Genomic DNA, 23,826 nt, shown 5'->3' on the forward strand with positions numbered 1-23,826 from the left:
CTGTGTGCAGGAAGCGATCACCGGGGAGGGCGGCGGAAGCATGCGGCGCAACAGGCTGGGAAACAGCGCGGTCGAGGTCACCGAGCTGTCCTTCGGGGCGGCCGCCATCGGCAATCTCTTCACCGCCGTCGACCCGGCACGGGCGGCCGCCGCGGTCGACGCCGCCTGGGACGAGGGCGTCCGCTACTTCGACACCGCACCGCACTACGGACTCGGCCTCTCCGAACGGAGGCTCGGCGAGGCCCTGCGCTCCCGGCCCCGCGACTCGTACGTGCTGTCCACCAAGGTGGGGCGGGTGCTCGACCCGCTGCCCGCCGACGCCACCGGCTCCGGCTACTACGCCGACGGCCTCTCCGAGGGCTTCGCCGTACCCGCCACCCACCGCCGCCGCTGGGACTTCAGCGCCGACGGCGTACGCCGCAGCATCGAGGACAGCCTGGAGCGGCTCGGGCTCGACCGCATCGACATCGCCTACCTGCACGACCCCGACGACCACGCGCGGGCCGCGTTCGACGAGGCGTACCCGGCACTGGAGAAGCTGCGCGCCCAGGGCGTCGTCGGCGCCATCGGCGCCGGGATGAACCAGACCGCGATGCTGACCCGGTTCCTGCGCGACACCGACGTCGACGTGGTGCTCTGCGCCGGGCGCTACACCCTCCTCGACCAGTCCGCGCTCGACGAGCTGCTGCCCGAGGCGGCCGCCCGGGGCCGCAGCGTGGTCGTCGGCGGGGTCTTCAACTCCGGGCTGCTCGCCGACCCGCGCCCCGGTGCCACGTACGACTACACGGCCGCGCCCCTCACCCTCCTGGACCGGGCCCTGCGGATCAAGGCCGTCACCGAGGGCCACGGCGTACCGCTGCGGGCCGCCGCTCTCCACTACCCGCTCGCCCACCCGGCCGTCGCCACGGTCCTGGTGGGCACCCGCTCCCCGGACGAGGTGCGCGACGCAGCCGCCCTGCTCCGCCGCGAGATCCCGGACGAGCTCTGGGACGAGCTGAGCGCCGAGGGCCTGCTGACCGAGAACGGACACTGACATGAGAATCGCCCTGCACACCAAGGTCCGCGCCGACCGCATCGAGGAGTACGAGGCCGCGCACCGCGAGGTCCCGGCGGAGCTCACCGCCGCGATCCGCGCGGCGGGCGCCACGTCCTGGACGATCTGGCGCAGTGGCACCGACCTCTTCCACGTCATCGACTGCGAGGACTACACCGCACTCCTCGCCGAGCTGGAGCAGCTCCCCGTCAACGTGGCCTGGCAGGCCAGGATGGACGAACTGCTCGATGTCGCGCACGACTACTCGGCCGACGGCGCCGCAGCCGGGCTCCCGGTCGCCTGGGAGCTGTGACATGACCGGTCAGGAACGGATCGTCGACGCCCATCACCATGTGTGGGACCTCTCGGTACGCGACCAGGACTGGATCAGCGGCGACGAACTCGCCCCGCTCCGGCGGAACTTCACCCTGGCCGACCTGGAACCCGAGGCACACGCCGCCGGGGTGGACGCCACCGTCCTCGTCCAGACCGTCACCGTCGCGGAGGAGACCCCCGAGTTCCTGGCGCTCGCCCACGACAACGACCTCGTCGCGGGCGTCGTCGGCTGGTGCGACCTCACGGCGCCGGACATCGCCGACACCCTGGCCTCCTTGCGTGAACTGCCCGGCGGCGACCGGCTCGTCGGCATCCGCCACCAGGTCCAGGGCGAACCCGACCCCGGCTGGCTGCTGCGCCCCGAGGTCCTGCGCGGACTGCGCGCCGTCGCCGACGCCGGACTCGTCTACGACCTGGTCGTCCAGGCCGGCCAACTGCCCGCCGCCGTCCAGGCGGCGGCGCTGCTGCCCGAGCTGGCCTTCGTGCTCGACCACGCAGGCAAGCCACCCGTCGCCGCCGGTGAGCTGCGCCCCTGGGCGGACGACATCAGGGCGCTGGCCGCCCGCCCCAACACCGTCTGCAAACTCTCCGGCCTGGTCACCGAGGCCGATGTGCGCTCCTGGACCGTGCACGACCTGCGCCCGTACGCCGACACCGTCCTCGACGCCTTCGGCCCCGACCGGCTGATGTTCGGCTCGGACTGGCCCGTGTGCCGGCTCGCGGCGACGTACCAGGAGGTGGTCGACACGGCACGCACCCTGACCGATGCCCTCACCGGGGACGAACGGGCCCGGGTGCTCGCCACCACGGCCGAACGGGTCTACGGCCTCTGAGAGCCACCACGGCCGAACGGGGCCATGGTCTCTGACAGCCACCACGGCCGAACGGGGCCACGGCCCACGACAGGCACCGGGCCGGAGCTTCCGGCAGTCTGGGACCATGCCCGAGCTGCCGGAAGTCGAAGCCCTGCGGGTCTTCCTCGACGACCACCTGGTCGGCAAGGAGATCGACCGCGTCCTGCCGCTCAACGTGAGCGTCCTCAAGACGTACGACCCACCGCTGTCCGCCCTGCACGGTGCCGTGGTCACAGGGATCGCCCGGCACGGCAAGTTCCTGGACATCGGCGCCGGGCCGCTGCACCTGATCACCCATCTCGCGCGGGCCGGCTGGCTGCGCTGGAAGGACACCTTCCCTGCCGAACCGCCACGCCCCGGCAAGGGGCCCCTGGCGCTGCGCACCGTCCTCACCGGCGGCGACGGCTTCGACCTCACCGAGGCGGGCACCACCAAGCGCCTCGCCGTGTACCTGGTGCACGACCCGGCCGAGGTGCCGGGCATCGCCCGGCTGGGCCCCGACCCCCTCGCCGACTCCTTCGACCGCGACGCGTTCGCCGCGCTGCTCGCCGGGGAACGCCGCCGGATCAAGGGCGCGCTGCGCGACCAGTCCCTGATCGCCGGCATCGGCAACGCCTACAGCGACGAGATCCTGCACGTCGCGAAGATGTCGCCGTACCTGCTCACCGCGAACCTCACCGACGAGCAGATCACCACGCTCCACACGGCGACGCGCACCACGCTCCAGGAAGCGGTGGCCCGCTCCGGCGGACTCGCGGCCGGGAAGCTCAAGGCCGAGAAGAAGAGCGGGATGCGGGTCCACGGACGCACCGGCGAGCCCTGCCCGGTCTGCGGGGACACCATCCGCGAGGTGTCCTTCAGCGACTCCTCGCTCCAGTACTGCCCGACCTGCCAGACCGGCGGCAAGCCGCTGGCCGACCGCCGCCTGTCCAGGCTGCTGAAATGACCCGCCGGGGTGCGCGGGCGGGCCGGTGCGCGAAGAAGCGGTGAATCACCCGGCCCCGCACCCCCGTGCGCGCTCTACACTCCGGCCCATGCTGCGCGTACTCGCCGTCGATGACGAAGAACCCGCCCTGGAGGAACTCCTGTACCTCCTGCGCGCCGATCCCCGGATCAGCAGCGCCGAGGGGGCCACCGGGGCCACCGAGGCGCTGCGCCGCATCGGCGCCGCCGTCGAGGCGGGCCCGGACGACCCGGCCGCCATCGACGTCGTGTTCCTGGACATCCACATGGCGGGCCTCACCGGTCTCGACGTCGCCCAGCTGCTGGCCGGCTTCGCCGCGCCTCCCCTCATCGTCTTCGTCACCGCCCACGAGGGCTTCGCCGTCCAGGCCTTCGACCTGAAGGCCGTCGACTACGTCCTCAAACCCGTACGCCGTGAGCGGCTGGCCGAAGCGGTGCGCCGCGTCGCCGAACAGGTGGGCGACCGCTCCGCGCCCGTACTCGACACCGCGGGCGACCAGATCCCGGTGGAGCTCGGCGGAGTCACCCGGTTCATCCCGATCGACGACATCGCCTACGCCGAGGCCCAGGGCGACTACGCCCGGCTGCACACCGCCACCGGCAGCCACCTCGTCCGGGTCCCCCTCACCACCCTGGAGGAGCGCTGGCGCTCCCGGGGCTTCGTCCGCATCCACCGGCGCCACCTCGTCGCCCTCGGCCGGATCGACGAACTCCGCCTCGACGCGGGCAGCATGAGCGTCCGCATCGGCACCGCGGAGCTCGCGGTGAGCCGCCGCCACACCCGGGCGCTGCGCGATCTGCTGATGCGCCAGACCGGCCGCTGACCAGCGCCGACCAGGATCCGGCCCTTCCCACGGCGGTCCGGTGCCGCATACACTCCGGGCCCATGTCCGCAGAGCCAGCGCCCCGGCGCGAAGTGGTGACGGGGGAGCCCCGGCGGGTGCGCCCGCTGCCGCGCTACCGCACCCAGTCGGAGATCGACGAGCAGACCGCGCTCGGCGGCGCGTACGTCCGTTCGCTGATGCGCAGCCAACTGCGCGCCGGACTCACCGCGTTCACCGTCCTCGCCGTGGTCGTCGGGACGCTGCCACTGGTCTTCGAGGCCCTGCACAGCGCCGCGCTCGTCTGGGCGGTCCTCGGCTTCGCCGCCTACCCGCCGCTCACCCTGATCGCCTGGTGGTACGTGCGACGGGCCGAGCGCAACGAACGCGACTTCGCCCGGCTCGTGGAAGGCCGCCCCGCACAGTGAGCCGAACGTACGCGGTGGCGGCGGTCGCCGCCGTCGTCCTCGCGACCGTCCTCGTCGGCGGCTTCGGACTGCGCATCTCCCGTACCACCTCCGACTTCTACGTCGCCTCGCGCACCGTACGGCCCCGGCTCAACGCCGCCGCCATCAGCGGCGAGTACCTCTCCGCCGCCTCCTTCCTCGGCATCGCCGGCCTGGTGCTCGTGCACGGCCCGGACATGCTCTGGTACCCGGTCGGCTACACCGCGGGCTATCTGGTGCTGCTGGTCTTCGTCGCCGCACCGCTGCGCCGCTCGGGGGCGTACACACTGCCCGACTTCGCCGAAGGACGGCTGGAATCACGGCAGGTACGCAGACTGGTCAGCGTCTTCGTGGTCGCGGCGGGCTGGCTCTATCTCGTACCGCAGCTCCAGGGCGCGGGGCTGACGCTCAAGATCCTCACCGGGGCGCCCGGCTGGCTCGGAGACGTGCTCGTGGCCTCCGTCGTCGTCATCGCCGTCGCCGCGGGCGGCATGCGCTCCATCACCTTCGTCCAGGTCTTCCAGTACTGGCTGAAACTGACCGCGCTCCTGGTGCCCGCGATCTTCCTGGTGCTCGCCTGGCAGGGCGACGGACGACCCCGCGTCAGCTTCGACGAGCAGCTCTCCGTCTTCCGCGCCGACCACCCGCTGTACGCCACCTACGGGCTGATCGTCGCGACCTTCCTCGGCACCATGGGACTGCCGCACGTCGTGGTCCGCTTCTACACCAGCCCCAACGGCCGCGACGCCCGCCGCACCACGGTGGCCGTCCTCGCCCTCATCGGCGTGTTCTACCTGCTGCCCCCGGTCTACGGCGCACTGGGACGGCTGTACGCCCCCGAGCTGATCCACGGCGGGGACGCGGACGCCGCCGTGCTGCTGCTGCCCGGCCGGATCGTCGGCGGACTCGGCGGGGACCTGCTCGGCGCGCTCGTCGCGGGCGGCGCGTTCGCCGCGTTCCTGTCGACCGCCTCCGGGCTCACCATGGCCGTCGCCGGGGTCATCACCCAGGACGTCCTGCCCTCGCGCGGGGTACGGCACTTCCGGCTGGCCACCGTCCTCGCCATGTGCGTACCGCTGGCCGGTTCGCTGATCGTCAGCCGGGTGCCGGTGGCCGACTCCGTCGGCATGGCGTTCGCCGTCTCCGCGTCCTCCTTCTGCCCGCTGCTGGTCCTCGGCATCTGGTGGCGGCGGCTCACCCCGCCCGGCGCCATCGCCGGACTGCTGCTCGGCGGCGGCTCCGCCTTCCTGTCCGTCGCCATCACCGTCAGCGGCGCGGTCCGCCCGCCGGGCTGGCCCCACACCCTGCTCGCCTGGCCCGCCGTCTGGTCCGTGCCGGTCGGCTTCCTCGCGATGATCCTGGTGTCCCTCGCCACCCCCGGCCGGATACCCCCGGGCACCAACGCCGCCATGACCCGCTTCCACCTGCCCGAAGCACTGACATCGGGGAGGCACCGATGACGAGCGCCGGATACGCCGCACTCGTCCTGCTCGCCCTGCTGCTGCTCGGCGCGGGCTTCCTGCTCGGCCGCCGCACCGCCCGGCCCCTGCGCACCAGCGACGTCGGGACCCCCGTCGAGCACGCCACCTTCGAGACCCTGCACACCGCCTCGCTCGCCGCACCCCCGCTGCGCGCCGGGCTCACCGAGGAGAGCGCCCGCAGGTCCGCCCGCCGGCTGCGCTCCCTGCTCGGCACGGAAGCGCTCTGCCTCACCGACCGGGACCGGGTCCTGGTCTGGGACGGAGAGGGCGAGCACCACGGCCGTCACGTCATGGACCAGGTGCAGGACCTGCTCGCCAGCGGCCGGGACACCGCCTTCCGCAGCGACTGCGACGACCTGGACTGCCCGCTGCGCTGGGCCGTCGCCGTGCCGCTCACCGTCGACAACCGGGTACTGGGCACCCTGATCGCCTACGCCCCGCGCGAATCCGCGGTGCTGGCCCGCGCCGCCGGAGAGGTGGCCCGCTGGGTCTGCGTACAGCTGGAGCTCGCCGAGCTCGACCGCTCCCGCACCCAGCTCATCGAGGCCGAGATCAGAGCGCTGCGGGCCCAGATCTCCCCGCACTTCATCTTCAACTCGCTCGCCGCCATCGCCTCGTTCGTCCGCACCGACCCGGAAAGGGCCCGCGAACTCCTGCTGGAATTCGCCGACTTCACCCGCTACTCGTTCCGCAGCCACGGCGACTTCACCACGCTCGCCGACGAACTCCACTCCATCGACCAGTACCTGGCACTGGTGCGCGCCCGCTTCGGCGAACGGCTCCTGGTCACCCTCCAGGTCGCCCCCGAGGTGCTGCCGGTCGCCCTGCCGTTCCTCTGCCTCCAGCCGCTCGTCGAGAACGCCGTCAAGCACGGCCTCGAAGGAGCCGTCACCTCCAGCCGCATCACCATCAGCGCCCTGGACGCCGGCTCCGAGGCCGAGGTCGTCATCGAGGACGACGGCACCGGAATGGACCCGGAGCGCCTGCGCCACATCCTGCGCGGCGAGGGCGGCCACTCCACCGGAATCGGACTGCTCAATGTCGACGAACGCCTGCGCCAGGTGTATGGGGACGACTACGGCCTCGTCATCGAGACGGGCATCGGCGCCGGGATGAAGATCACCGTGCGGCTGCCGAAGTACCGTGCCGGGGTGCACGGTTCCTGACCGGCCGAGCGGGGCCCGGTCAGTGGAGATGGATCGCCAGATGCCCCAGCGGCAGCCCGAGTTGCCAGGCCGGCGTCCACACCTGGGCCGCCTCCTCCGCGTCCGGCCCGTCGCCCACCGGCTCCCACGGCGGCGGCGCGATGGCGTCGAGGTCGGCCGCGAGCAGCTCGGTCTCCTCCAGCCAGCGCCAGGCCGCGCGGGCCAGGGCCAGATCGGGATCCGGGCCCGCCGGGCCGGCCACCGGGGCCGCGTCGAGCACGTCCAGCCGCTCACGGACCCAGCCGCACCACGTCGCCCCGTACGCCGTCAGCAGGCGCAGCTCGTCCAGCCGGGCCGCGGGCAGCGCGTCGGCCACCGCGCCGTCCGACAGGAATATGGTGAGCGCGAGGGCATCGCGCCCCGCTCGGTACTCCAGTGTGGACGGCTCCATCAGATCGCCGGTCCGCAGCAACTCGTCGGCGATGTACTCCGCGTACATCCAGGCCATCGGGACCAGCAGCCCGGCCCCACCGGTTCCATCCTGACGCTCCGGGCGCATCCCGTCTCGCCTCTTTCTCTGTTCGGCACCGCTTTTCACGGAGCATTGAACCGGGGGAGCGCGCCCCGCGTGGCCAGAAGGGCAGGATCCGTCACCACCGGATGCGTCGACGACACGAGGATGCGATGACCACCGATCCCGGGGAGGGCCCGCACGTGCGCCATGTGCTGGGTGCCTACGTACTCGACGCGCTCACGGCCGGCGAGACCCGCACGGTCTGTCGCCATCTGCAGTCCTGCGACCGCTGCGCCGCCGACTACGTGGAGGCCGCGGAGGCCGTCTCGCTGCTCGCCCTGCTGCGCGAGGAGGACCTGCGGGAGTAGCCGGGGAGGCTGTGGGAGAGCCGGCGCAGCGCGTAGTAGGAACGCGACTTGACCGTGCCCGCCGGAATACCCAGGACCCGGGCCGTCTCGTCCACGGTGAGCCCGCGGAAGTACATCTGGACGAGGACCGCGCGGTGCTCCGGACTGAGGGTGCGTACCGCGTCGCGTACGTCGAGTGCCGAGACCGTGGCGTCGGCGGTGTCCTCGAAGGCCGGGGTGGTCTCCAGCACGGCGTCGCCGACCTCGGCCGGCCGGGCCTGCCTGGAGCGGCGCGCGTCGATCGCGAGCCGCCGCGCGACCGTGAAGAGCCAGGGCCGCATCGAGTCGTACGGGGCGTCGAAGGCTTCCGGATGCTGCCAGGCCCGGACCAGGGTCTCCTGGAGCAGGTCCTCGGCGCGCTGCCGGTCGCCGAAGGTCAGACCGAGCAGGAAATGGAGGAGGGCGGGTCCGTGCTCCCGCTGCAGATCCGCGAGGGTCCGCTCATCGGTCGTCGTGATGGTCATCGTGAACGCCCTTTCCGCCGAGGCCCTGCGGCTTCGCTGCCGACTGGCGTATACGAACGCATCCGGGCGCCGAGGAACAGGCGGCGGGCGGCCTCGTGCGACGAGCGGTCGCACAGTGCGGCGAATGGTGCGGTGAACGGTCGGGCGGTGGCCGGGAGGCCGCCGCCCGATCACCCGATCAGCCCGTCCCCGTCCCCGTTCCGGAGGTGTTCGCCATGTTCGACTTCCGGTACGAGTAGCCGAAGTAGATGACCAGACCGATCAGGAACCAGATCACGAAGCGCACCCAGGTCTGCCACTGGAGGAAGGTGATCAGCCAGATCGAGAACACCACCCCGAGCGCCGGGACGAACGGCATCCCGGGGGTGCGGAACGTGCGCGGCAGCTCCGGCTGCTTGTAGCGCAGCACGATCACCGCGATGCACACCACGACGAACGCCAGCAGAATGCCGATGTTGGTCAGTTCGGCGGCCTCGCCGATCGGCAGGAACCCGGCGATCAGGGCCGAGGCGAAACCGACGATCCAGGTCACCCGGGTCGGCACGTGCCGGGTCGGGTGGGTCTTGGCGAACCACTTCGGCAGCAGTCCGTCACGGCTCATCGAGAACCACACCCGGGTCACACCGAGCATGAAGGTGAACATCACCGTGAGGATGCCGATGATCGCGCCCACCGCGATCACATCGGCGAGCCGGTCGAGCCCCACCGACTTGAAGGCCGTGGAGAATCCGGACTCCGGGTCGATGTCCTCGTAGCTCTGCATCCCCGTCAGTACCAGGCACGCCGCCACGTAGAGCACCATGGAGATCCCGAGGGAGTACAGGATCGCCTTCGGCATGTGGCGCTGGGCGTCCTTGGACTCCTCGGCCGCCGTCGACATGGCGTCGTACCCGAACACCGCGAAGAACACCGTGGCCGCACCGGTGAAGGCCCCGCTGATCCCGAACGGGAAGAACGGGTCGTAGTTGGCGGTGTTGATGTGGAACACACCGACGCCGATGACCAGCAGGACGACCAGGACCTTCAGGACCACCACGACTGTCTCGAAGCGCGCCGCGTTCTTGATGCCGAGGGTGAGCAGGTACGCGACGAGCAGACAGAGCAGCGCGGCGAACAGGTCCACCTTGTGGCCGTCGCCGGTGCCGGGCGCGCCCAGCATCCACTTCGGTACTTCGAGCCCCATCTCCCCGAGCAGGAAGCTGAAGTAGCCGGAGATGCCGATCGCGACCACCGCCACGATCGCCGTGTACTCCAGCAGCAGGTCCCAGCCGATGAACCAGCCCACCAGCTCGCCGAGCACCGCGTACCCATAGGTGTAGGCCGAGCCGGCCTTCGGGATGAGGCCCGCGAACTCCGCGTAGCTGAAGGCGGCCGCGGCACTCGCCACACCCGCGATCAGGAACGAGATCAGGACGGCGGGACCGGCGGTGCCGTTCGCCACCGTGCCGGCGAGGGTGAAGATGCCCGCGCCGATGATGCCGCCCACGCCGATGGCCGTGAGCTGCCACAGTCCGAGCGTTCTGGTGAGCTGAGTGGAGGCATCCGCCGCAGGCCCTTTCTCGTCGATCTGCCCGATCGGCTTGCGGCGCAGTACACCCTCGCCCACTCGGAGCCTTGCCATGAGTCACCTCTCCGCTGACGGCAGTCCCTGACGGGCGCTCATGATGGCCCAGGCGGAGCCGGTGCGGAAGACGGCGTGCCGTCCGCCGGAATGAAGGATTCCGCGATGCCTACGGGACCACCGTGACGGGCCAACGGCCCGCCTTCACCAGCCGGATCGCGACCGAGCCGATGAACCGGTGCCCGGCCGATTCCGACGCGCCCACGACGACGGCGTCCGCCTTCAGTTCGTCCGCAGCGGTCACGAGTCCGTTGTAGGGGTCGCCGCGGAAGGTGTGGAACTCCCAGCGCACGTCCCATATGTCCTTCATCCGCCGGGTAGCCTCCCGGATCTCGCTCACCAGCCCCTCCGCGACCTCGCCGGTCGTATCGGCGATCGGTGCGCCCAGCGCGGCCCCCGCGGGCAGCACCGGCTGGACGTAGACGAGCGCGAGCATGGCGCCCTGACGGCGGGCCAGCCCCGCAGCGTAGGCCGCGGCACGCATGGAGGAATCGGACCCGTCGAGGCCTGCGACGATCACTTTCGGGCCGTCTGTGCCACGTTCGAACTTATGAGGCTGCGGTTCTGTCACGGCAGTGAGGCTATCCGCTGCTCGGGCCGACTCCGGAGCGGGCTGCGGCGCGGCCTCGGCCGGGGATGCCGGATGACCCCGCCGCCACGGCTTCGGCTGGGGGTGCCGGATGACCCGCCGGGGTCCCTCCATCGGGTGCAAAACCGGCCGGAGTCGGTGTCGGTGGCGCAGATGGATCCGTCGCCGTGCGAGCAGTTGGTCATGCAATATGATCAGAGGCTGTCAGGGCGCAGGGCGCTGCTGCGACTGGCCGCCGGACTCGGCGCGACTGCCGCCGTTCACATGATCGTCGCGGATCCGGCCAGGACACCGGCCCGGACCCCCGCACCCTCCGCGGCCGGAGCGGCCGGGCCTGGTTCGACCGTCCGGGCCGCACCCACCGGCTACCGGCTCCAGCCCATGACCGAGGGCACCCCGACCCGTCTCCGTTCGGGGACGCCGCCGGTCCGGACGAGGCCGTTCGAGGAACTGCCCGGGATCGGGCGTGCCATGGTGCTCAGCTTCGACGACGGGCCGGACCCCCTGTACACCCCGCACATCCTCGCGACCCTGCGCGAGCACGATGTCCGCGCGATGTTCTTCGTCTGCGGAGAAATGGCCCGGGACAACCAGGACCTGGTGCGTGCCATCGCCGAGGAGGGACACACCATCGGGAACCACTCCTGGACCCACCCCCTGGTCACCAAGCTGTCCCGGGCCGGCGTCCGTGACGAGCTCGGCGCCACCAGCGAGGTGATCGAGAAGATCACCGGCGCCGCACCGCTCTGGTACCGGGCACCGTACGGGGCGTGGAACCGCAACTCGTTCGAGATCGGTGCCGCCCTGGGAATGGAGCCGATGGCCTGGACGGTGGACACGCTGGACTGGACCGAACCCGGTGTCGGCACCATCGTCCGCCGGGTCCGCGAAGGGGCCGCGCCCGGCGTCGTCGTGCTGTCGCACGACGCGGGAGGAGACCGTTCGCAAAGCGTGGACGCGCTGCGCAGGTACCTGCCCGAACTGCTCGACGACGGCTACCTCGTCACGGTGCCGCAGCGCCGCTGAGCGGGACGGGGCCGCGGCTTCGGCGCCGGCGTGGGGACCGGTCCGAAACGCCCGTCGCCCCAGGTCCCGCTACGGGACCCGGGGCGACTTCTCGGTCGGCACCTACCCTGCTGTCAGTGCGATCGGCGCTCCCTGCGACGGCGTGCCACCAGGACGGCGCCGGCGGCCGCTGCCACCACCGCCGCTCCGGCGGCGATCTCCGCGGCGTCCATCGTGCCGATGCCGCCACCGAGCCCGCCCTGCGTACCGGCCGGAGCCACCGCCGGCCGGCCGGCCGGTGCGGGAGCCGCGGCGATCGTGAGACGGGACTTCGCCGTGGGGTCGGGCGACGTGCTGCAGATGAATGTCACTTCGTAGGAGGCGCCGGGTCTCGCGTCCCAGTCGACCGTGGCCGCTCCGGTGCCACCCGCGGGGATGGTGACGGTGTCGAAGACGGCCGAGCCGGCGGTTGCGGTCGTGGAGCACCCCCGGGCGGCCAGGGTGACCCGGCTTCCCGGCGCGATCACCGACGGGGTGACGGTGAACCCGGTCGCAGAGGGCGCGCCTCCCGACTTCGTTCCGGACGCGGTGGCGGACGGAGCGGTCAGGGCGAGAGCGGCGGCGCCGAGCAGGGCGACGGGTGCGACGCCTATTGCGCGCATGGGTGAGCCTCCGGATCCCCGAGGAGCACGTGCGGAACGAATTTCCACAAAGCGTCAGAAATGCACCTCGACGTGTCAAACGCTAGGAGCCGTGCATACCGCTCGCGATCGGAGTGCGCCGCTCGGGCTCCGGGTTCGCCCGAGCGGCGCACTCCGGCCGTTTTCTGACGGACCGCTACCCGCCCGCGGCGCGGGGGAACAGATCGAGGAACGGCGCCGCGGTGGCCGAGATCCCCCGCCCGAACGGGGAGTCGAAGTCCCAGATCAGGAACAGCAGAAAGGCGATCAGAACACTGAAGAGGCCCGCCAGCAGGAGTTCGCGGAACGTTCTGCGGATCTGCAGCGTGAACATCAGCCCGATGGTCACCAGGGCTCCGATGATCAGGCCGAACCAGACCACGCCGGGCATGGTCGCACCGGCGCTCTGCCCGCGCGCGCTGCGCGCGTCGTCGGCCGCGGCCACCTCGTCGACCAGTGGCTGATATGCCTGCCCTTCGTGGTCGTTCCGCGGCTGGTACTGGGTGACGTCGGCGCGCACCTTGGCCAGCAGACGGGTGCCTTCGGCGGTGAGGCTGCCGTGTTCGCTCATCGCCCGCCACTCGTCGTCGACGACGTGGTGGACGTAGGCGTCGACATCGGCGCGGATGCGGGAGCGCACCTCGGCCGGGTAGACGGCGGAGCGGACACTCACCTCGTGCAGCGCCTGGGCCTCCTGACGTACGTATTCCTGCGCGGCGCCACGCCCCTCCCAGACGCCCGCGATGGCGAGGCCCAGCACGATCGCGTAGACCACGCCGATCATCATCGTCATGTACTCGATGACGTCAGGGGTCTCGGACGGGTCGTCGTCCTCCCCGATCCGGCGGTTGTTGAGCACGGCGATGGTCAGGACGACGGCGCAGGCCGCGCCCATGGCGAGGGCGAGAACAAGCCATTCCGACATGGTGATCCTCCAGAGGTCAGCGGGAGCGGGGACGCAGTACGGCGACGGCGAACACCGCGGGCGCCGTGATCAGCAGGGTGAGGTTGACCAGGGAGGTGCCGTGCCGCACGACCTTGCGCGGTGGCTTGCGGTAGGTGGGCAGCGCCACGGGCCGGGGTGTGGGGCGTACGGACGGCGAGGGGGAGGGCGTCGGTGTGGGGGACGGCGTGGGTGCCGGCGCCGGTGCGGGGGGTGGCGGCACGGGCGCCGGCTTCACCCGAGGCGGTGCGGGCGGAGGCGGCGGTGGTGGCGGGGGAGGTGGCGGCGGAGGCGGAGGCGGAGGCGGCGCCGGCCGTGGCGTGGGTGGTGGCGTCGGCTCGGGTACCGGGCCCGCGTGGCAACTGCCGTCGCCCGACGTGGCGACCGATGAACTGCCGCCGCTCTCACCGATGGAGGCGTACGCGCAGCTGTCCGCGACCGCGGGTGCCGGGGTGCCGAGCAGCCAGAGAAGGGCGACGACTGCCGTGAGCCGTCCTATGAGTGATCCGTACACGACCGGGAGCATGTTCCGGCAGCTCGCGGGACACGCGGAGCGCGGGCGTGATTCGCCTGATGGTGGGGACCTGGAGCGGTGGGTGTTTGCCGTCGGGGGAGAGTCGGGGACCAGGCGGAACGCGGCCGGGACGGGGCCGGTGCCCGACGTCATGGGCGGTGCGCGTGCTCTTCGCAACTGGGACGAGCCATACGGAAGTTGACGCCTCCCACCGGCCGGACCGGTGAAGTGGCGGTGAAGTGACCGGGCATTGCCTCATTGGTAAAGAATGCTTCCAAAGGCGTCATGGCCAAGGCATTTGTCACCGTCAATCGATCCGACGGACACAACTGCCGGTACATCGGCGGCCGGCCGGTCCGGAACCGAATCCGCCGATGCGTAACCGGTGGCCTCACCGGATTCATCAACAACCAAGGCTGCGACGGCGCATGGAGCTCGCGGAGACGTCGCCGGGACCGGCCCGGCAACGAATGTCACCCGCAGCGACGGCCCGGTTGCACATGCCACTGGTGTGTGACCAATAACGGACGGGTAATTTCCGTTTCCGCTCGCTCTCTTGGCAGTCGATCAGTAGCCTCTGGACAACACTGACCATGAACATGGCCGGATCGCCGTGGCGACTTGTTGGAGACATCGATGGAGCGTCCCGCCTGGGCACCGCAAGGCATTGACATTTCAGTGCCCAGCGTGTCTCGAATGTACGACTTCTATCTGGGCGGATCGCACAATTTCGAGGTGGACCGGGAAGCTGCACGCAAGGCCATGGAGTTCATGCCGGGACTCCCCAAGATCATGCAGGCGAATCGCGCCTTTATGCGGCGAGCCGTGCGTTACGCGGTGAGCGAGGGCATCAGTCAGTTTCTGGACATCGGCTCCGGAATACCGACCTTCGGCAATGTGCACGAAGTCGCCCAGGCCGCCGACCCCGAGGCCCGGGTGGCGTACGTCGACCACGACCCGGTCGCGGTCGCGCACAGCCGGGCCGTGCTCGAAGGAAACGACCGGGCGGTGATCGCCGGCGCCGATCTGCGCAGCCCGCAGGAGATCGTGAAGAGCCCGGAGATCTCCGGACTGCTCGACCTGGAGCGCCCGGTGGCCCTGCTGCTGGTCGCGGTGCTCCACTTCATCGAGGACTCCGACGCCCCCCGGGCCGCGCTCGCCGAACTGCGCGAAGCGCTCGCCCCCGGCAGCATCGTCGTCATGACCCACGCCTCGTACGAGGGCGTTCCGCTCACCCGGGAAGAGGCGGGCGGCGCGGTCGACGTCTACAAGAACATCCGCAACCCTCTGGTCATGCGGTCCCGCGACGAGATCGCCCGCTTCTTCGAGGGGTACGAGATGGTCGAGCCCGGCCTCGTATCGATGCCGAACTGGCGCCCGGACGCCCGGGTGGGGGCGGAGCAGGAGGACCCATACGCGTTCTCGGGCTTCGCGGGAGTGGGACGCAAGGCGTGAGCATCCCCGCCCAGTCGTCCGGTGCGCCGGACACGGATCCCGACGGCCCCGAGGATCGGCTCCGGCGATTCGCCACGATCTGGAGCCGGGCCATCTTCCCCTCGACGGCCACCTCCTTGACGCGCACGGAGTTCGAACAGCATCTGCTGCCGCTCGCCCGCGAGCTCAGCGACATCCTGCACGCCCGGCCCTTCGACGCGGCGCCCGCCGTCGAGGTGGGGGCGGCCCTGGTCACCGCGCACTGCACCGACCCGGACGCGCTGAGCAGCACGCTCGGCGTCATCGACTCGTACCTGGTGCTCTACTGCGGAAGCAACGGCGCCACGGCGTTGTCGACCGAGGACGCCAGGGCCCGCTGCGCGCGGATCCAGCACACCCTCGCGGCCGGCTTCACCCAGGCGCTGCGCGAGCGCACCCTCGCCGAGCAGGAGGCCATCGCCCGATCGGCGCTGACCGCCCGCACCGACGCCGAACACGCGCTGCACGCGACCGAGGCGCGCTTCCGCGCCGTCTTCAAGGACGCGGCCATCGGCATCGGCATCGCCGACCTGGACGGCAAGGTGCTGGAGGTCAACGACACCCTCACCCGGATGTTCGGTGGGCTCGACCACCATGTGCGCAGCCACCGGCTCAACGAATGGGTCCACCCCGAGGACTCGCCGCACGTGTGGAAGTACTACGACGAGCTGGTGCGCGGCGAACGCGAGCACTACCGGGTCGAGAAGCCGTACTACCGCAACGACGGGACCGTGCTGTGGACCAATCTGACGGTGTCGCTGCTGCGTGACGCCGACGGCAAGCCGCAGTACCAGCTCGCGCTGATGGAGGACACCACCGAGCGCCGGCTGCTCAATCTCCGGCTGCGGTACGAGGCCACCCACGACGCGCTCACCGGCCTGCCCAACCGGACGCTGTTCTTCGAACGGCTGGAGAAGGCGCTGTCCGCCGCCGACAGCAGCCGGTTCGGCCTGTGCTACCTCGACCTGGACGGCTTCAAGGCGATCAACGACAGCCTCGGCCACGCGTCGGGGGACCGGCTGCTGGTCGAGGTGGCCGACCGGCTGCAGAGCTGTGCGACCGCGCCCGGCGAGATGGTCGCCCGGCTCGGCGGCGACGAGTTCGTGGCCCTGACCACCGGACCCGACACCGAGACGGAGGTCGCCGAACTCGCCTGCCGCATCCTCGGTGTGCTCGGCACCCCGATCCGCCTGGACGGCCGCGAGCTGACCGTACGCGGATCCATCGGGGTCGTCGAAGGACCGGCCCGCGAGCGCAACGCCGCCGAGGTGCTGCGCAGCGCCGACATCACGATGTACCGGGCCAAGTCGGCGGGCGGCAATCGCTTCGAGCTCGCCGACGACGAGGCCGACGCCCGTGCCATCACCCGGCACGGGCTGACCACCGCGCTGCCCGCCGCCCTGGACCGAGGCGAGTTCTTCATCGAGTACCAGCCGCTCGTGCACCTCGACGACGGCACGGTGCACGGCGCGGAGGCGCTGGTGCGCTGGTGCCATCCGCAGCACGGGGTGCTCGGCCCGGACCGCTTCATCCCGCTCGCCGAGCACACCGGGCTGATCGTGCCGCTGGGCCGCTGGGTGCTGGAGGAGTCCGTACGGCAGGCCAACTTCTGGCAGGAGCGGCACACCGACGGCGGGCCGTTGCGGATCAACGTCAACCTCTCACCGACCCAGCTGCACCATCCGCAGCTGGTCGCCGAGACGGTCGACGTGCTGGAACGCTCGGGGCTCGAACCCGGGGCGCTCTGCCTGGAGGTCACCGAGTCCGCGCTCATCGGCGCGGACGACGACCTGCTCAAGCCGCTGCGGCAACTGGCCGAAATGGGCGTGGACATAGCGCTCGACGACTTCGGCACCGGGTACTCGAACCTGGCGAATCTGCGCCGGCTGCCGGTGAGCGTGCTCAAGCTGGACCGTTCCTTCACCATGGGCATGCAGCAGCACCCGGCGGACCCGGTCGATCTGAAGATCGTCGAGGGGATCGTCTCGCTGGCGCACAGCCTGGACCTCGCCGTCACGGTGGAGGGCGTGGAGACCGGCGCCCAGGCGGAGCAGCTGCGCAAGCTGGGCTGCGACACGGCACAGGGCTGGTACTACGCCCGGCCCGGTGCGCCCGACCGGATCCACTCGCTGCGCCTGGCCGACGCCGTGTGAGGGGGGCGGGTACGGGGCCTGCCGCGGCCCCGGCCCGTCCTCGGCGCTCAGGCCCGTCCGGCGGCGAGCAGCACCTTCTGCAACTCGCGTGCCGCACGCGGCGGAGCCACGTCGCTGCGGTGCGCGAGCGCGATCGTGCGCCGCAGCCCGGGGCGGGCCAGCGGTGTGGTCCGCAGGTCATGGCCGGAGCGGACGGCGACCATGCTCGGCACCACCGCGATCCCGAGCCCCGCCCGTACGAAACCGAGCACGGCGTCCATTTCGCCGCCCTCCACCGTGAACGACGGCTCGAAACCCTCCGCCCGGCAGGCCGCGACCGTCAGCTCCCGCAGGTCGTAGCCGTGCCGGAACATCACCAGGGGCTCGCCCTGGAGGTCGGCGATCCGTACGCTCCCGCCCCGGCCGGGCCGCGGTGCCCGTGCCGAGGACACCACGACCAGGTCCTCCCGGAGCAGCTCCACCGTGGTCAGCGCGGGCGAGGCGGCGGGCAGCGGCAGCACCACCAGCGCGAGATCGAGCGCGCCCCGCGCCAGCTCCCGCACCAGGTCGAGCGAGCCGCCCTCCTCCAGCAGCAGCTGGATCCCCGGATGCCGGTCGTGGAAGGCACGCAGCACATCGGGGAGCAGGCCGGTGCAGAGGCTGGGCGTCGCACCCAGCCGGACCCGGCCCCGGCGCAGCTGCGCCAGCTCCTGCACCTCGTGGCGTGCGGTGTCCGCGTCCGCGAGGATCCGGCGGGCCAGCGGCAGCAGGGCCTCGCCCGCGTCGGTGAGCGTGATGTTTCCGCGCGCCCGGCTGAAGAGCTCCGCCCCCAGCTCGCTCTCCAGCGCCCGGATCTGCTGGGAGAGCGAGGGCTGCGAGACATGCACCTCCTCGGCGGCCCGGGTGAAGTGCCGGGTCTCGGCCACGGCCACGAAATACATCAGCTGCTGGAACTGCATGCACCCACCCTACCGAGGTCGATAGCCTCAGCCTATGAACATGAGCTGTTCCATGTCTTGGACTGATGAGGTGGTTCGGTCCTAGCGTCGTGTCCATGGCATTGGCAACCCGGACGGACCGACGGCCGTCCATGACGCGTACGCTCTGGGACTCGTCCCTCGGCAAGAAGACGGTCATGGCCGTGAGCGGCCTGATCATGCTCCTCTACTTGGTCGTCCACATGATCGGCAACCTGAAGATCTTCTTCGGGTCCGGCGAGTTCAACCACTACGCGCACTGGCTGCGGACCATGGGCGAGCCCTTCCTGCACTACGAGTGGGCCCTATGGATCGTCCGCGTCGTGCTCGTCGCCGCAGTGGTGCTGCACGCCGTCTCCGCGTACCAGCTCAGCCGCCGCGACATCAGGGCGCGCCCCGCCAAGTACGTGCACCGGAAGCCGCGCGCCACCTATGCCACCCGCACCATGCGCTGGGGCGGGATCATCCTCGCCCTGTTCATCGTCTGGCACATCCTCGACCTGACGACGGGCACCGTGCACCCCGGCGGATTCCAGTCCGGCCACCCGTACCAGAACGTCATCGACACGTTCTCCACCTGGTACGGCAACACGATCTACATCGTCGCCATGCTCGCCCTCGGACTCCACGTCCAGCACGGCTTCTGGAGCGCCGCCCAGACCCTCGGCGCGGGAAACGCGACCCGTGACCGCGTCCTGAAGACCATCGCCAACGCCCTCGCCGCGGTGCTGACGCTGGGCTTCATCTCCGTACCCGTCGCCGTCATGACCGGAGTCGTGAGCTGACATGACCGACTACTCGCACTACGAGACCGGCGCGCCCGTCGTCGACACCAGGGCCCCCGAAGGCCCCGTCGCCGAACGCTGGGACACCCGCCGCTTCCAGGCCAAGCTGGTCAACCCGGCCAACCGCCGCAAGCACACCGTCATCGTCGTGGGCACCGGCCTGGCCGGCGGCTCGGCCGGTGCGACGCTGGCCGAACAGGGCTACCACGTCGTCCAGTTCTGCTTCCAGGACTCGCCCCGCCGCGCCCACTCGGTCGCCGCCCAGGGCGGCATCAACGCCGCGAAGAACTACCGCAACGACGGCGACTCGATCCACCGGCTCTTCTACGACACCGTCAAGGGCGGCGACTTCCGGGCCCGCGAGTCCAACGTCCACCGGCTCGCCCAGATCTCCGTCGAGATCATCGACCAGTGCGTCGCCCAGGGCGTCCCCTTCGCCCGCGAGTACGGCGGCCTCCTCGACAACCGCTCCTTCGGCGGCGTCCAGGTCTCCCGCACCTTCTACGCCCGCGGCCAGACCGGACAGCAGCTCCTGCTCGGCGCCTACCAGGCGCTGTCGCGGCAGATCGCCGCGGGCAACGTCGAACTCCACGCCCGTACCGAGATGCTCGACCTGATCGTCGTCGACGGCAAGGCCCGCGGCATCGTCGCCCGCGACCTCGTCACCGGAAAGATCGACACCTACTTCGCCGACGCGGTCGTCCTGGCCAGCGGCGGCTACGGCAACGTCTTCTACCTGTCGACGAACGCCATGAACTCCAACGCCACCGCCGTCTGGCGCGCCCACCGCCGCGGCGCGTACTTCGCCAACCCCTGCTTCACACAGATCCACCCCACCTGTATCCCGCGCACCGGCGACCACCAGTCCAAGCTGACGCTGATGAGCGAGTCGCTGCGCAACGACGGCCGGATCTGGGTCCCGAAGGCCAAGGGCGACGACCGCCCGGCCAACGAGATCCCCGAGGACGAGCGCGACTACTACCTGGAGCGCATCTACCCCGCCTTCGGCAACCTCGTCCCCAGGGACATCGCCTCCCGCGCCGCGAAGAACGTCTGCGACGAGGGGCGCGGCGTCGGCCCCGGAGGCCAGGGCGTCTACCTGGACTTCGCCGAGGCCATCCAGCGGATGGGCCGGGACAAGGTCGAGGAGAAGTACGGCAACCTCTTCGACATGTACGCCCGGATCACGGCGGAGAACCCGTACGAGACCCCGATGCGGATCTACCCCGCCGTGCACTACACGATGGGCGGCCTCTGGGTCGACTACGACCTCCAGACCACCGTCCCCGGCCTCTTCGCCATCGGCGAGGCCAACTTCTCCGACCACGGCGCCAACCGGCTCGGCGCGTCCGCGCTGATGCAGGGCCTCGCCGACGGCTACTTCGTCCTCCCGTCGACGATCAACGACTACCTGGCCCGCAATCCGCACCACGAGGCGGTCGACGCCTCGCACCCCGCGGTCGAGGAGGCCGTCGCCGACACCGAGGACCGGCTCAACCTGCTGCTCTCCGTCGACGGCGACCGCACCCCCGACTCCTTCCACCGCGAGATCGGTGAACTCATGTGGGAGTACTGCGGGATGGCCCGCACCGAGGACGGGCTGCGCACCGCGCTCGAACGCATCCCGCTGATCCGCGAGGAGTTCTGGCGCCGCATCAAGGTCCCCGGCATCGGCCAGGAGTTCAACCAGTCGCTGGAGAAGGCCAACCGCATCGTCGACTACCTGGAGCTCGCCGAGCTCATGTGCCTCGACGCACTGCACCGCGCCGAGTCCTGCGGAGGCCACTTCCGCGAGGAGTCGCAGACCCCGGACGGCGAAGCCGCCCGCCGGGACGAGGAGTTCTCCTACGCCGCCGCCTGGGAGTTCTCCGGCACCGGCGAGGCCCCCGTCCTGCACAAGGAAGACCTCGTCTTCGAGTACGTCCACCCCACTCAGCGGAGCTACGCATGAAGCTCACCCTGCGCGTCTGGCGCCAGAAGAACGCCGACGCACCCGGCGCCATGTCCACCTACGAGGTGGACGGCATCTCGCAGGACATGTCGTTCCTGGAGATGCTCGACACCCTCAACGAGGAGCTGATCCTCGCCGGCGACGACCCCGTCGCCTTCGACCACGACTGCCGCGAGGGCATCTGCGGCGCGTGCAGTCTCGTCATCAACGGCGATGCCCACGGCCCCGAGCGCACCACCACCTGCCAGCTCCACATGCGGTCCTTCGAGGACGGCGACACGATCGACATCGAACCGTGGCGCGCCTCCGCCTTCCCGGTCGTCAAGGACCTGGTCGTGGACCGCTCGGCCTTCGACCGGATCATCCAGGCGGGCGGCTACATCTCCGCCCCGACCGGCACCGCCCCCGAGGCGCACGCCACCCCGGTGCCCAAGCCGGACGCGGACTTCGCCTTCGAGCACGCCGAGTGCATCGGCTGCGGCGCCTGCGTCGCGGCCTGTCCCAACGGCTCGGCGATGCTCTTCACCTCGGCGAAGATCAACCATCTCAACGTGCTGCCGCAGGGCGCCCCGGAGCGCGAGACCCGGGTCCTGGACATGGTCGGCCAGATGGACAGCGAGGGCTTCGGCGGCTGCACCCTCACCGGGGAGTGCGCCACCGCCTGCCCCAAGGGCATCCCGCTGCCGTCGATCTCGGCCATGAACAAGGAGTGGCTGCGGGCGACCCGCAAGGTCCGCCGCTGAGCGGAGCGCGAGTTCCCGGCCCCGGAGGCCGCCCGCCTCCGGGACCGGGAAGTCTCATCCGCTCCGGCGGATCAGGACGTCACGGAGCGGATCAGGACGTCACGGAGATGTCGTCGCCGTAGACCGTGCCCTGCCCGTACCAGCCGTGCAGATAGACGGTCACCGTGCCGGACGATCCGGTGGTGAACGTCACCGACTGCTTGGCGTAGCCGCTCGACGAACCCCAGACGCTCGCCGTCGCGTCGCCGCGCACCCCGAGGTATCCGTAGCTGCCCCGCACCCAGCCGCTCAGCGTGTACTCGGTGCCGGGGGACAGGGTGAGGGTCTGCGCGCACTCACCGGTCTGCGACGCGGTGGCCGCCGCGGCGAGCGCGTGCGAACCGCCGTGCACCGGTGTGGCGACGACCGCGCCACCGGACTCGCAGGTCCAGGGGCTCAGCGCACCCGACTCGAAGTCACCGTTGACCAGGGCGCCGGTGCCGCCGCCCGGACCCGACACCGTCAGGGTGAAGCCGGCCGCGTGGCTGAGCGTGCCCGAGGCACCGGTCACATCGATCCGGTACGTGCCCGGTGCCGCGGAGGCCGACGCGGCGAGCGTCAGCTTCGCCGTCCCGCCCGCGGTGACCGAGGTGGGGCTGAGCGTCGCCGTCACACCGGCGGGCGCCCCGCTCGTCGTCAGCGCGACGGTCTTCGCGCTGCCGGAGGTGACCGCGGTGTTCACGGTCGCCGTCGTCGAGCCACCGGGGGCGACCGTCGCCGAACCGGGAGCCACCGTCACCGAGTAGTCGTCCGTCACCGGACCCCCGCCGCCCGTGAAGGGTGCGAAGGTGTGGCTGAAGTACCAGGTGTCCTGCGCGATGCCGGAGCAGGTGTCGTTCCCGCCGGTGCCGGGGCAGCCGCCGTTGTCGCGCTGGAGCGCCCAGAACGACAGGGTGCTCAGTCCCTTGGACACGGCCCAGTCGTAGACCACGGGCGCGTCCGCCGTCGTGAACGTCTCGGCCGGGCCGTAGTCGTCGATGCCCGGCATCTCGATGATGCCGGTCATGCCCCACAGCTGGGCGTCGGTCTTCGACGGGTACAGACCGGCCAGCTGGCCCTTGAGGCCCGTGATCGCCGTCTTGGTGTCCGCGGCCATGTTGTGCGCGGCGCCGTCGTAGTAGTCGAAGGTCATGAGGTTCACGACGTCGACCTCGGTGCCGTTGGACACGGCGTTCTCCAGCACCGCGAGACCGCTGTCGGCCAGACCGCTCGTGGTGGTGGGCAGGGTGTACGAGATCTGCACCGAGCGCCCGTTGGCGGCGGCCCAGTCCTGGACCTTCTTGATCGCCTTGTTCCGGCGGTCGATCCCGGCGCTGTTCTCCAGGGAGTTGTCCTCGATGTCCATGTCGAGGCGGGACACGTCGTACGTCGTGATGACCTTCTCGTAGGCCGCCGCGATGGAGTCGACGTCCGTACAGCTGTCGGCGATCTCGGTGCCGCCGTTGTCGGCGGTGTACCCGCCGAACGACGGGATCACGTCGCCGCCGCGCGAGCGCATGGTGGTGAAGTCGGCGCCGAACTCGGACTGGGCGATGGGAGTGCTCGAATCGCCGTTCCAGTAGGGGGTGCAGGAACCGCGGGCCTCCGTCTGGATGAAGGCCATGGTCAGGTACTTGGCACCGGACGCCTGGGAGAGCGCGGCCGGGCTGTCGCCGTTCCACGCCTCGAAGTACGGGGCGAAGACGTGCGCGGGCAGGGGAGTGGCGGCGGTCTCGGTGGCCTGTGCGCCGGCGCCGGATCCGAGGACCAGGCCTGCGGACGCGACGACGGTGGCCAAGGCGCTCAGGACGGCGCCGACTGTTCTTGGACGTCTCATGGGACAGCTCCCAGCGGGGTGAGGCAACGGGCGGTTCGCGCGGCTCGGCCGCGCCCGGGAGGGGCGCGGCCCGTTCCTGTGATTCCCGGCCGGG

At 71.0% G+C, this 23,826-nt stretch carries 24 protein-coding genes; 15 read left to right on the top strand and 9 right to left on the bottom strand.

Translation table 11 applies throughout. The features are described from left to right. Nucleotides 1–40: 40 nt before the first annotated feature. From ACFYY1_RS31855 to ACFYY1_RS31890, 8 genes are all read left to right on the top strand, one after another. Nucleotides 41–1,033, top strand: coding sequence for an aldo/keto reductase (locus ACFYY1_RS31855; protein ID WP_388591825.1), 993 nt, complete (start codon nucleotides 41–43; stop codon nucleotides 1,031–1,033). Nucleotide 1,034: 1 nt separating this feature from the next. Further along, nucleotides 1,035–1,346, top strand: coding sequence for an L-rhamnose mutarotase (locus ACFYY1_RS31860; protein ID WP_388591705.1), 312 nt, complete (start codon nucleotides 1,035–1,037; stop codon nucleotides 1,344–1,346). Between the two features lies 1 nt (nucleotide 1,347). Then, complete coding sequence (locus ACFYY1_RS31865) at nucleotides 1,348–2,202, top strand: amidohydrolase family protein (protein WP_388591707.1); 855 nt, start codon at nucleotides 1,348–1,350, stop codon at nucleotides 2,200–2,202. A 106-nt stretch (nucleotides 2,203–2,308) separates the two neighbouring features. Next, entirely contained in the window at nucleotides 2,309–3,169 is an 861-nt protein-coding gene (locus ACFYY1_RS31870; RefSeq protein WP_388591709.1) for an Fpg/Nei family DNA glycosylase, read from the top strand. Between the two features lie 88 nt (nucleotides 3,170–3,257). Next, on the top strand, nucleotides 3,258–4,010 hold the full coding sequence (locus ACFYY1_RS31875; RefSeq protein WP_388591711.1) for a LytR/AlgR family response regulator transcription factor: 753 nt from the start codon (nucleotides 3,258–3,260) through the stop codon (nucleotides 4,008–4,010). Between the two features lie 62 nt (nucleotides 4,011–4,072). Continuing rightward, nucleotides 4,073–4,435, top strand: coding sequence for a hypothetical protein (locus ACFYY1_RS31880; protein WP_266727491.1), 363 nt, complete (start codon nucleotides 4,073–4,075; stop codon nucleotides 4,433–4,435). After that, entirely contained in the window at nucleotides 4,432–5,913 is a 1,482-nt protein-coding gene (locus ACFYY1_RS31885) for a cation acetate symporter (protein WP_388591714.1), read from the top strand. Before ACFYY1_RS31880 ends, ACFYY1_RS31885 begins: the two co-directional genes overlap by 4 nt. Then, on the top strand, nucleotides 5,910–7,100 hold the full coding sequence (locus tag ACFYY1_RS31890; RefSeq protein WP_388591717.1) for a sensor histidine kinase: 1,191 nt from the start codon (nucleotides 5,910–5,912) through the stop codon (nucleotides 7,098–7,100). Before ACFYY1_RS31885 ends, ACFYY1_RS31890 begins: the two co-directional genes overlap by 4 nt. 19 nt (nucleotides 7,101–7,119) lie before the next feature. Here ACFYY1_RS31890 and ACFYY1_RS31895 read toward each other — a convergent pair whose 3' ends face one another. Next, a complete protein-coding gene (locus tag ACFYY1_RS31895) occupies nucleotides 7,120–7,638 on the bottom strand; it encodes a hypothetical protein (RefSeq protein ID WP_388591719.1) in 519 nt (172 codons plus the stop codon). A gap of 125 nt (nucleotides 7,639–7,763) precedes the next feature. On the opposite strand from ACFYY1_RS31895, the gene ACFYY1_RS31900 reads away from it, so the two are divergent. After that, complete coding sequence (locus ACFYY1_RS31900; RefSeq protein ID WP_388591721.1) at nucleotides 7,764–7,961, top strand: zf-HC2 domain-containing protein; 198 nt, start codon at nucleotides 7,764–7,766, stop codon at nucleotides 7,959–7,961. Here ACFYY1_RS31900 and ACFYY1_RS31905 read toward each other — a convergent pair. From ACFYY1_RS31905 to ACFYY1_RS31915, 3 genes are all read right to left on the bottom strand, one after another. Continuing rightward, on the bottom strand, nucleotides 7,895–8,464 hold the full coding sequence (locus tag ACFYY1_RS31905; protein ID WP_388591723.1) for a sigma-70 family RNA polymerase sigma factor: 570 nt from the start codon (nucleotides 8,462–8,464) through the stop codon (nucleotides 7,895–7,897). The genes ACFYY1_RS31900 and ACFYY1_RS31905 overlap by 67 nt on opposite strands. A 178-nt stretch (nucleotides 8,465–8,642) precedes the next feature. After that, on the bottom strand, nucleotides 8,643–10,085 hold the full coding sequence (locus tag ACFYY1_RS31910; RefSeq protein ID WP_388591725.1) for an amino acid permease: 1,443 nt from the start codon (nucleotides 10,083–10,085) through the stop codon (nucleotides 8,643–8,645). Between the two features lie 109 nt (nucleotides 10,086–10,194). Further along, nucleotides 10,195–10,656: a universal stress protein gene (locus ACFYY1_RS31915; protein ID WP_259929010.1), complete on the bottom strand. Its 462-nt coding sequence runs from the start codon at nucleotides 10,654–10,656 to the stop codon at nucleotides 10,195–10,197. A 201-nt stretch (nucleotides 10,657–10,857) separates the two neighbouring features. Between ACFYY1_RS31915 and ACFYY1_RS31920 the strand changes: the two genes are divergently transcribed. Next, the gene (locus ACFYY1_RS31920; RefSeq protein ID WP_388591727.1) at nucleotides 10,858–11,700 is read left to right on the top strand and encodes a polysaccharide deacetylase family protein; all 843 of its coding nucleotides are present in this window, start codon (nucleotides 10,858–10,860) and stop codon (nucleotides 11,698–11,700) included. 113 nt (nucleotides 11,701–11,813) lie between these two features. Here the strand turns inward: ACFYY1_RS31920 and ACFYY1_RS31925 are convergent, their stop codons facing one another. From ACFYY1_RS31925 to ACFYY1_RS31935, 3 genes are all read right to left on the bottom strand, one after another. After that, the gene (locus ACFYY1_RS31925; protein WP_388591729.1) at nucleotides 11,814–12,341 is read right to left on the bottom strand and encodes a hypothetical protein; all 528 of its coding nucleotides are present in this window, start codon (nucleotides 12,339–12,341) and stop codon (nucleotides 11,814–11,816) included. A 175-nt stretch (nucleotides 12,342–12,516) separates the two neighbouring features. Further along, nucleotides 12,517–13,284, bottom strand: a complete 768-nt coding sequence (locus tag ACFYY1_RS31930) for a hypothetical protein (RefSeq protein WP_388591731.1) — start codon at nucleotides 13,282–13,284, stop codon at nucleotides 12,517–12,519. Between the two features lie 16 nt (nucleotides 13,285–13,300). Continuing rightward, the gene (locus ACFYY1_RS31935) at nucleotides 13,301–13,432 is read right to left on the bottom strand and encodes a hypothetical protein (RefSeq protein ID WP_351252274.1); all 132 of its coding nucleotides are present in this window, start codon (nucleotides 13,430–13,432) and stop codon (nucleotides 13,301–13,303) included. Between the two features lie 1,020 nt (nucleotides 13,433–14,452). Between ACFYY1_RS31935 and ACFYY1_RS31940 the strand changes: the two genes are divergently transcribed. Further along, nucleotides 14,453–15,271 carry an SAM-dependent methyltransferase gene (locus tag ACFYY1_RS31940; RefSeq protein WP_388591733.1) on the top strand — a complete coding sequence of 273 codons (819 nt, stop codon included), beginning with the start codon at nucleotides 14,453–14,455 and terminating at the stop codon, nucleotides 15,269–15,271. Continuing rightward, entirely contained in the window at nucleotides 15,268–17,442 is a 2,175-nt protein-coding gene (locus ACFYY1_RS31945; RefSeq protein ID WP_388591735.1) for a putative bifunctional diguanylate cyclase/phosphodiesterase, read from the top strand. The genes ACFYY1_RS31940 and ACFYY1_RS31945 overlap by 4 nt, the downstream gene beginning before the upstream one ends. 47 nt (nucleotides 17,443–17,489) lie before the next feature. On the opposite strand, the gene ACFYY1_RS31950 is transcribed toward ACFYY1_RS31945, so the two are convergent. Next, nucleotides 17,490–18,380, bottom strand: a complete 891-nt coding sequence (locus tag ACFYY1_RS31950; RefSeq protein ID WP_388591737.1) for a LysR family transcriptional regulator — start codon at nucleotides 18,378–18,380, stop codon at nucleotides 17,490–17,492. Between the two features lie 95 nt (nucleotides 18,381–18,475). On the opposite strand from ACFYY1_RS31950, the gene ACFYY1_RS31955 reads away from it, so the two are divergent. Genes ACFYY1_RS31955 through ACFYY1_RS31965 form a run of 3 tightly spaced genes read left to right on the top strand, consistent with a single transcriptional unit; the run spans nucleotide 18,476 to nucleotide 21,877 of the window. Then, nucleotides 18,476–19,183 (top strand): succinate dehydrogenase, encoded by a 708-nt coding sequence (locus tag ACFYY1_RS31955; protein ID WP_388591739.1) that lies wholly within the window; start codon nucleotides 18,476–18,478, stop codon nucleotides 19,181–19,183. A gap of 1 nt (nucleotide 19,184) precedes the next feature. Continuing rightward, on the top strand, nucleotides 19,185–21,134 hold the full coding sequence (locus tag ACFYY1_RS31960; protein ID WP_388591741.1) for a fumarate reductase/succinate dehydrogenase flavoprotein subunit: 1,950 nt from the start codon (nucleotides 19,185–19,187) through the stop codon (nucleotides 21,132–21,134). Beyond that, nucleotides 21,131–21,877, top strand: coding sequence for a succinate dehydrogenase/fumarate reductase iron-sulfur subunit (locus ACFYY1_RS31965; protein WP_072488934.1), 747 nt, complete (start codon nucleotides 21,131–21,133; stop codon nucleotides 21,875–21,877). The genes ACFYY1_RS31960 and ACFYY1_RS31965 overlap by 4 nt, the downstream gene beginning before the upstream one ends. Before the next feature lie 91 nt (nucleotides 21,878–21,968). Here the strand turns inward: ACFYY1_RS31965 and ACFYY1_RS31970 are convergent, their stop codons facing one another. Continuing rightward, nucleotides 21,969–23,732 carry a glycosyl hydrolase family 18 protein gene (locus ACFYY1_RS31970; protein ID WP_388591743.1) on the bottom strand — a complete coding sequence of 588 codons (1,764 nt, stop codon included), beginning with the start codon at nucleotides 23,730–23,732 and terminating at the stop codon, nucleotides 21,969–21,971. Nucleotides 23,733–23,826: the final 94 nt, after the last annotated feature.

Origin of the sequence: Streptomyces sp. NPDC001890, from assembly GCF_042891445.1 — a bacterium.
Taxonomy (GTDB): domain Bacteria; phylum Actinomycetota; class Actinomycetes; order Streptomycetales; family Streptomycetaceae; genus Streptomyces.

Excerpts from the sequence above, each read along its gene's own strand:
- ACFYY1_RS31890 (WP_388591717.1), top strand. The coding sequence starts at position 5,910 with ATGACGAGCGCCGGATACGCCGCACTCGTCCTGCTCGCCCTGCTGCTG.
- ACFYY1_RS31960 (WP_388591741.1), top strand. The coding sequence starts at position 19,185 with ATGACCGACTACTCGCACTACGAGACCGGCGCGCCCGTCGTCGACACC.
- ACFYY1_RS31860 (WP_388591705.1), top strand. The coding sequence starts at position 1,035 with ATGAGAATCGCCCTGCACACCAAGGTCCGCGCCGACCGCATCGAGGAG.
- ACFYY1_RS31950 (WP_388591737.1), bottom strand. The coding sequence starts at position 18,380 with ATGCAGTTCCAGCAGCTGATGTATTTCGTGGCCGTGGCCGAGACCCGG.
- ACFYY1_RS31870 (WP_388591709.1), top strand. The coding sequence starts at position 2,309 with ATGCCCGAGCTGCCGGAAGTCGAAGCCCTGCGGGTCTTCCTCGACGAC.
- ACFYY1_RS31925 (WP_388591729.1), bottom strand. The coding sequence starts at position 12,341 with ATGCGCGCAATAGGCGTCGCACCCGTCGCCCTGCTCGGCGCCGCCGCT.
- ACFYY1_RS31970 (WP_388591743.1), bottom strand. The coding sequence starts at position 23,732 with ATGAGACGTCCAAGAACAGTCGGCGCCGTCCTGAGCGCCTTGGCCACC.
- ACFYY1_RS31940 (WP_388591733.1), top strand. The coding sequence starts at position 14,453 with ATGGAGCGTCCCGCCTGGGCACCGCAAGGCATTGACATTTCAGTGCCC.
- ACFYY1_RS31930 (WP_388591731.1), bottom strand. The coding sequence starts at position 13,284 with ATGTCGGAATGGCTTGTTCTCGCCCTCGCCATGGGCGCGGCCTGCGCC.
- ACFYY1_RS31880 (WP_266727491.1), top strand. The coding sequence starts at position 4,073 with ATGTCCGCAGAGCCAGCGCCCCGGCGCGAAGTGGTGACGGGGGAGCCC.
- ACFYY1_RS31900 (WP_388591721.1), top strand. The coding sequence starts at position 7,764 with ATGACCACCGATCCCGGGGAGGGCCCGCACGTGCGCCATGTGCTGGGT.
- ACFYY1_RS31910 (WP_388591725.1), bottom strand. The coding sequence starts at position 10,085 with ATGGCAAGGCTCCGAGTGGGCGAGGGTGTACTGCGCCGCAAGCCGATC.
- ACFYY1_RS31905 (WP_388591723.1), bottom strand. The coding sequence starts at position 8,464 with ATGACCATCACGACGACCGATGAGCGGACCCTCGCGGATCTGCAGCGG.
- ACFYY1_RS31865 (WP_388591707.1), top strand. The coding sequence starts at position 1,348 with ATGACCGGTCAGGAACGGATCGTCGACGCCCATCACCATGTGTGGGAC.
- ACFYY1_RS31895 (WP_388591719.1), bottom strand. The coding sequence starts at position 7,638 with ATGCGCCCGGAGCGTCAGGATGGAACCGGTGGGGCCGGGCTGCTGGTC.
- ACFYY1_RS31855 (WP_388591825.1), top strand. The coding sequence starts at position 41 with ATGCGGCGCAACAGGCTGGGAAACAGCGCGGTCGAGGTCACCGAGCTG.
- ACFYY1_RS31875 (WP_388591711.1), top strand. The coding sequence starts at position 3,258 with ATGCTGCGCGTACTCGCCGTCGATGACGAAGAACCCGCCCTGGAGGAA.
- ACFYY1_RS31920 (WP_388591727.1), top strand. The coding sequence starts at position 10,858 with ATGCAATATGATCAGAGGCTGTCAGGGCGCAGGGCGCTGCTGCGACTG.
- ACFYY1_RS31955 (WP_388591739.1), top strand. The coding sequence starts at position 18,476 with ATGGCATTGGCAACCCGGACGGACCGACGGCCGTCCATGACGCGTACG.
- ACFYY1_RS31965 (WP_072488934.1), top strand. The coding sequence starts at position 21,131 with ATGAAGCTCACCCTGCGCGTCTGGCGCCAGAAGAACGCCGACGCACCC.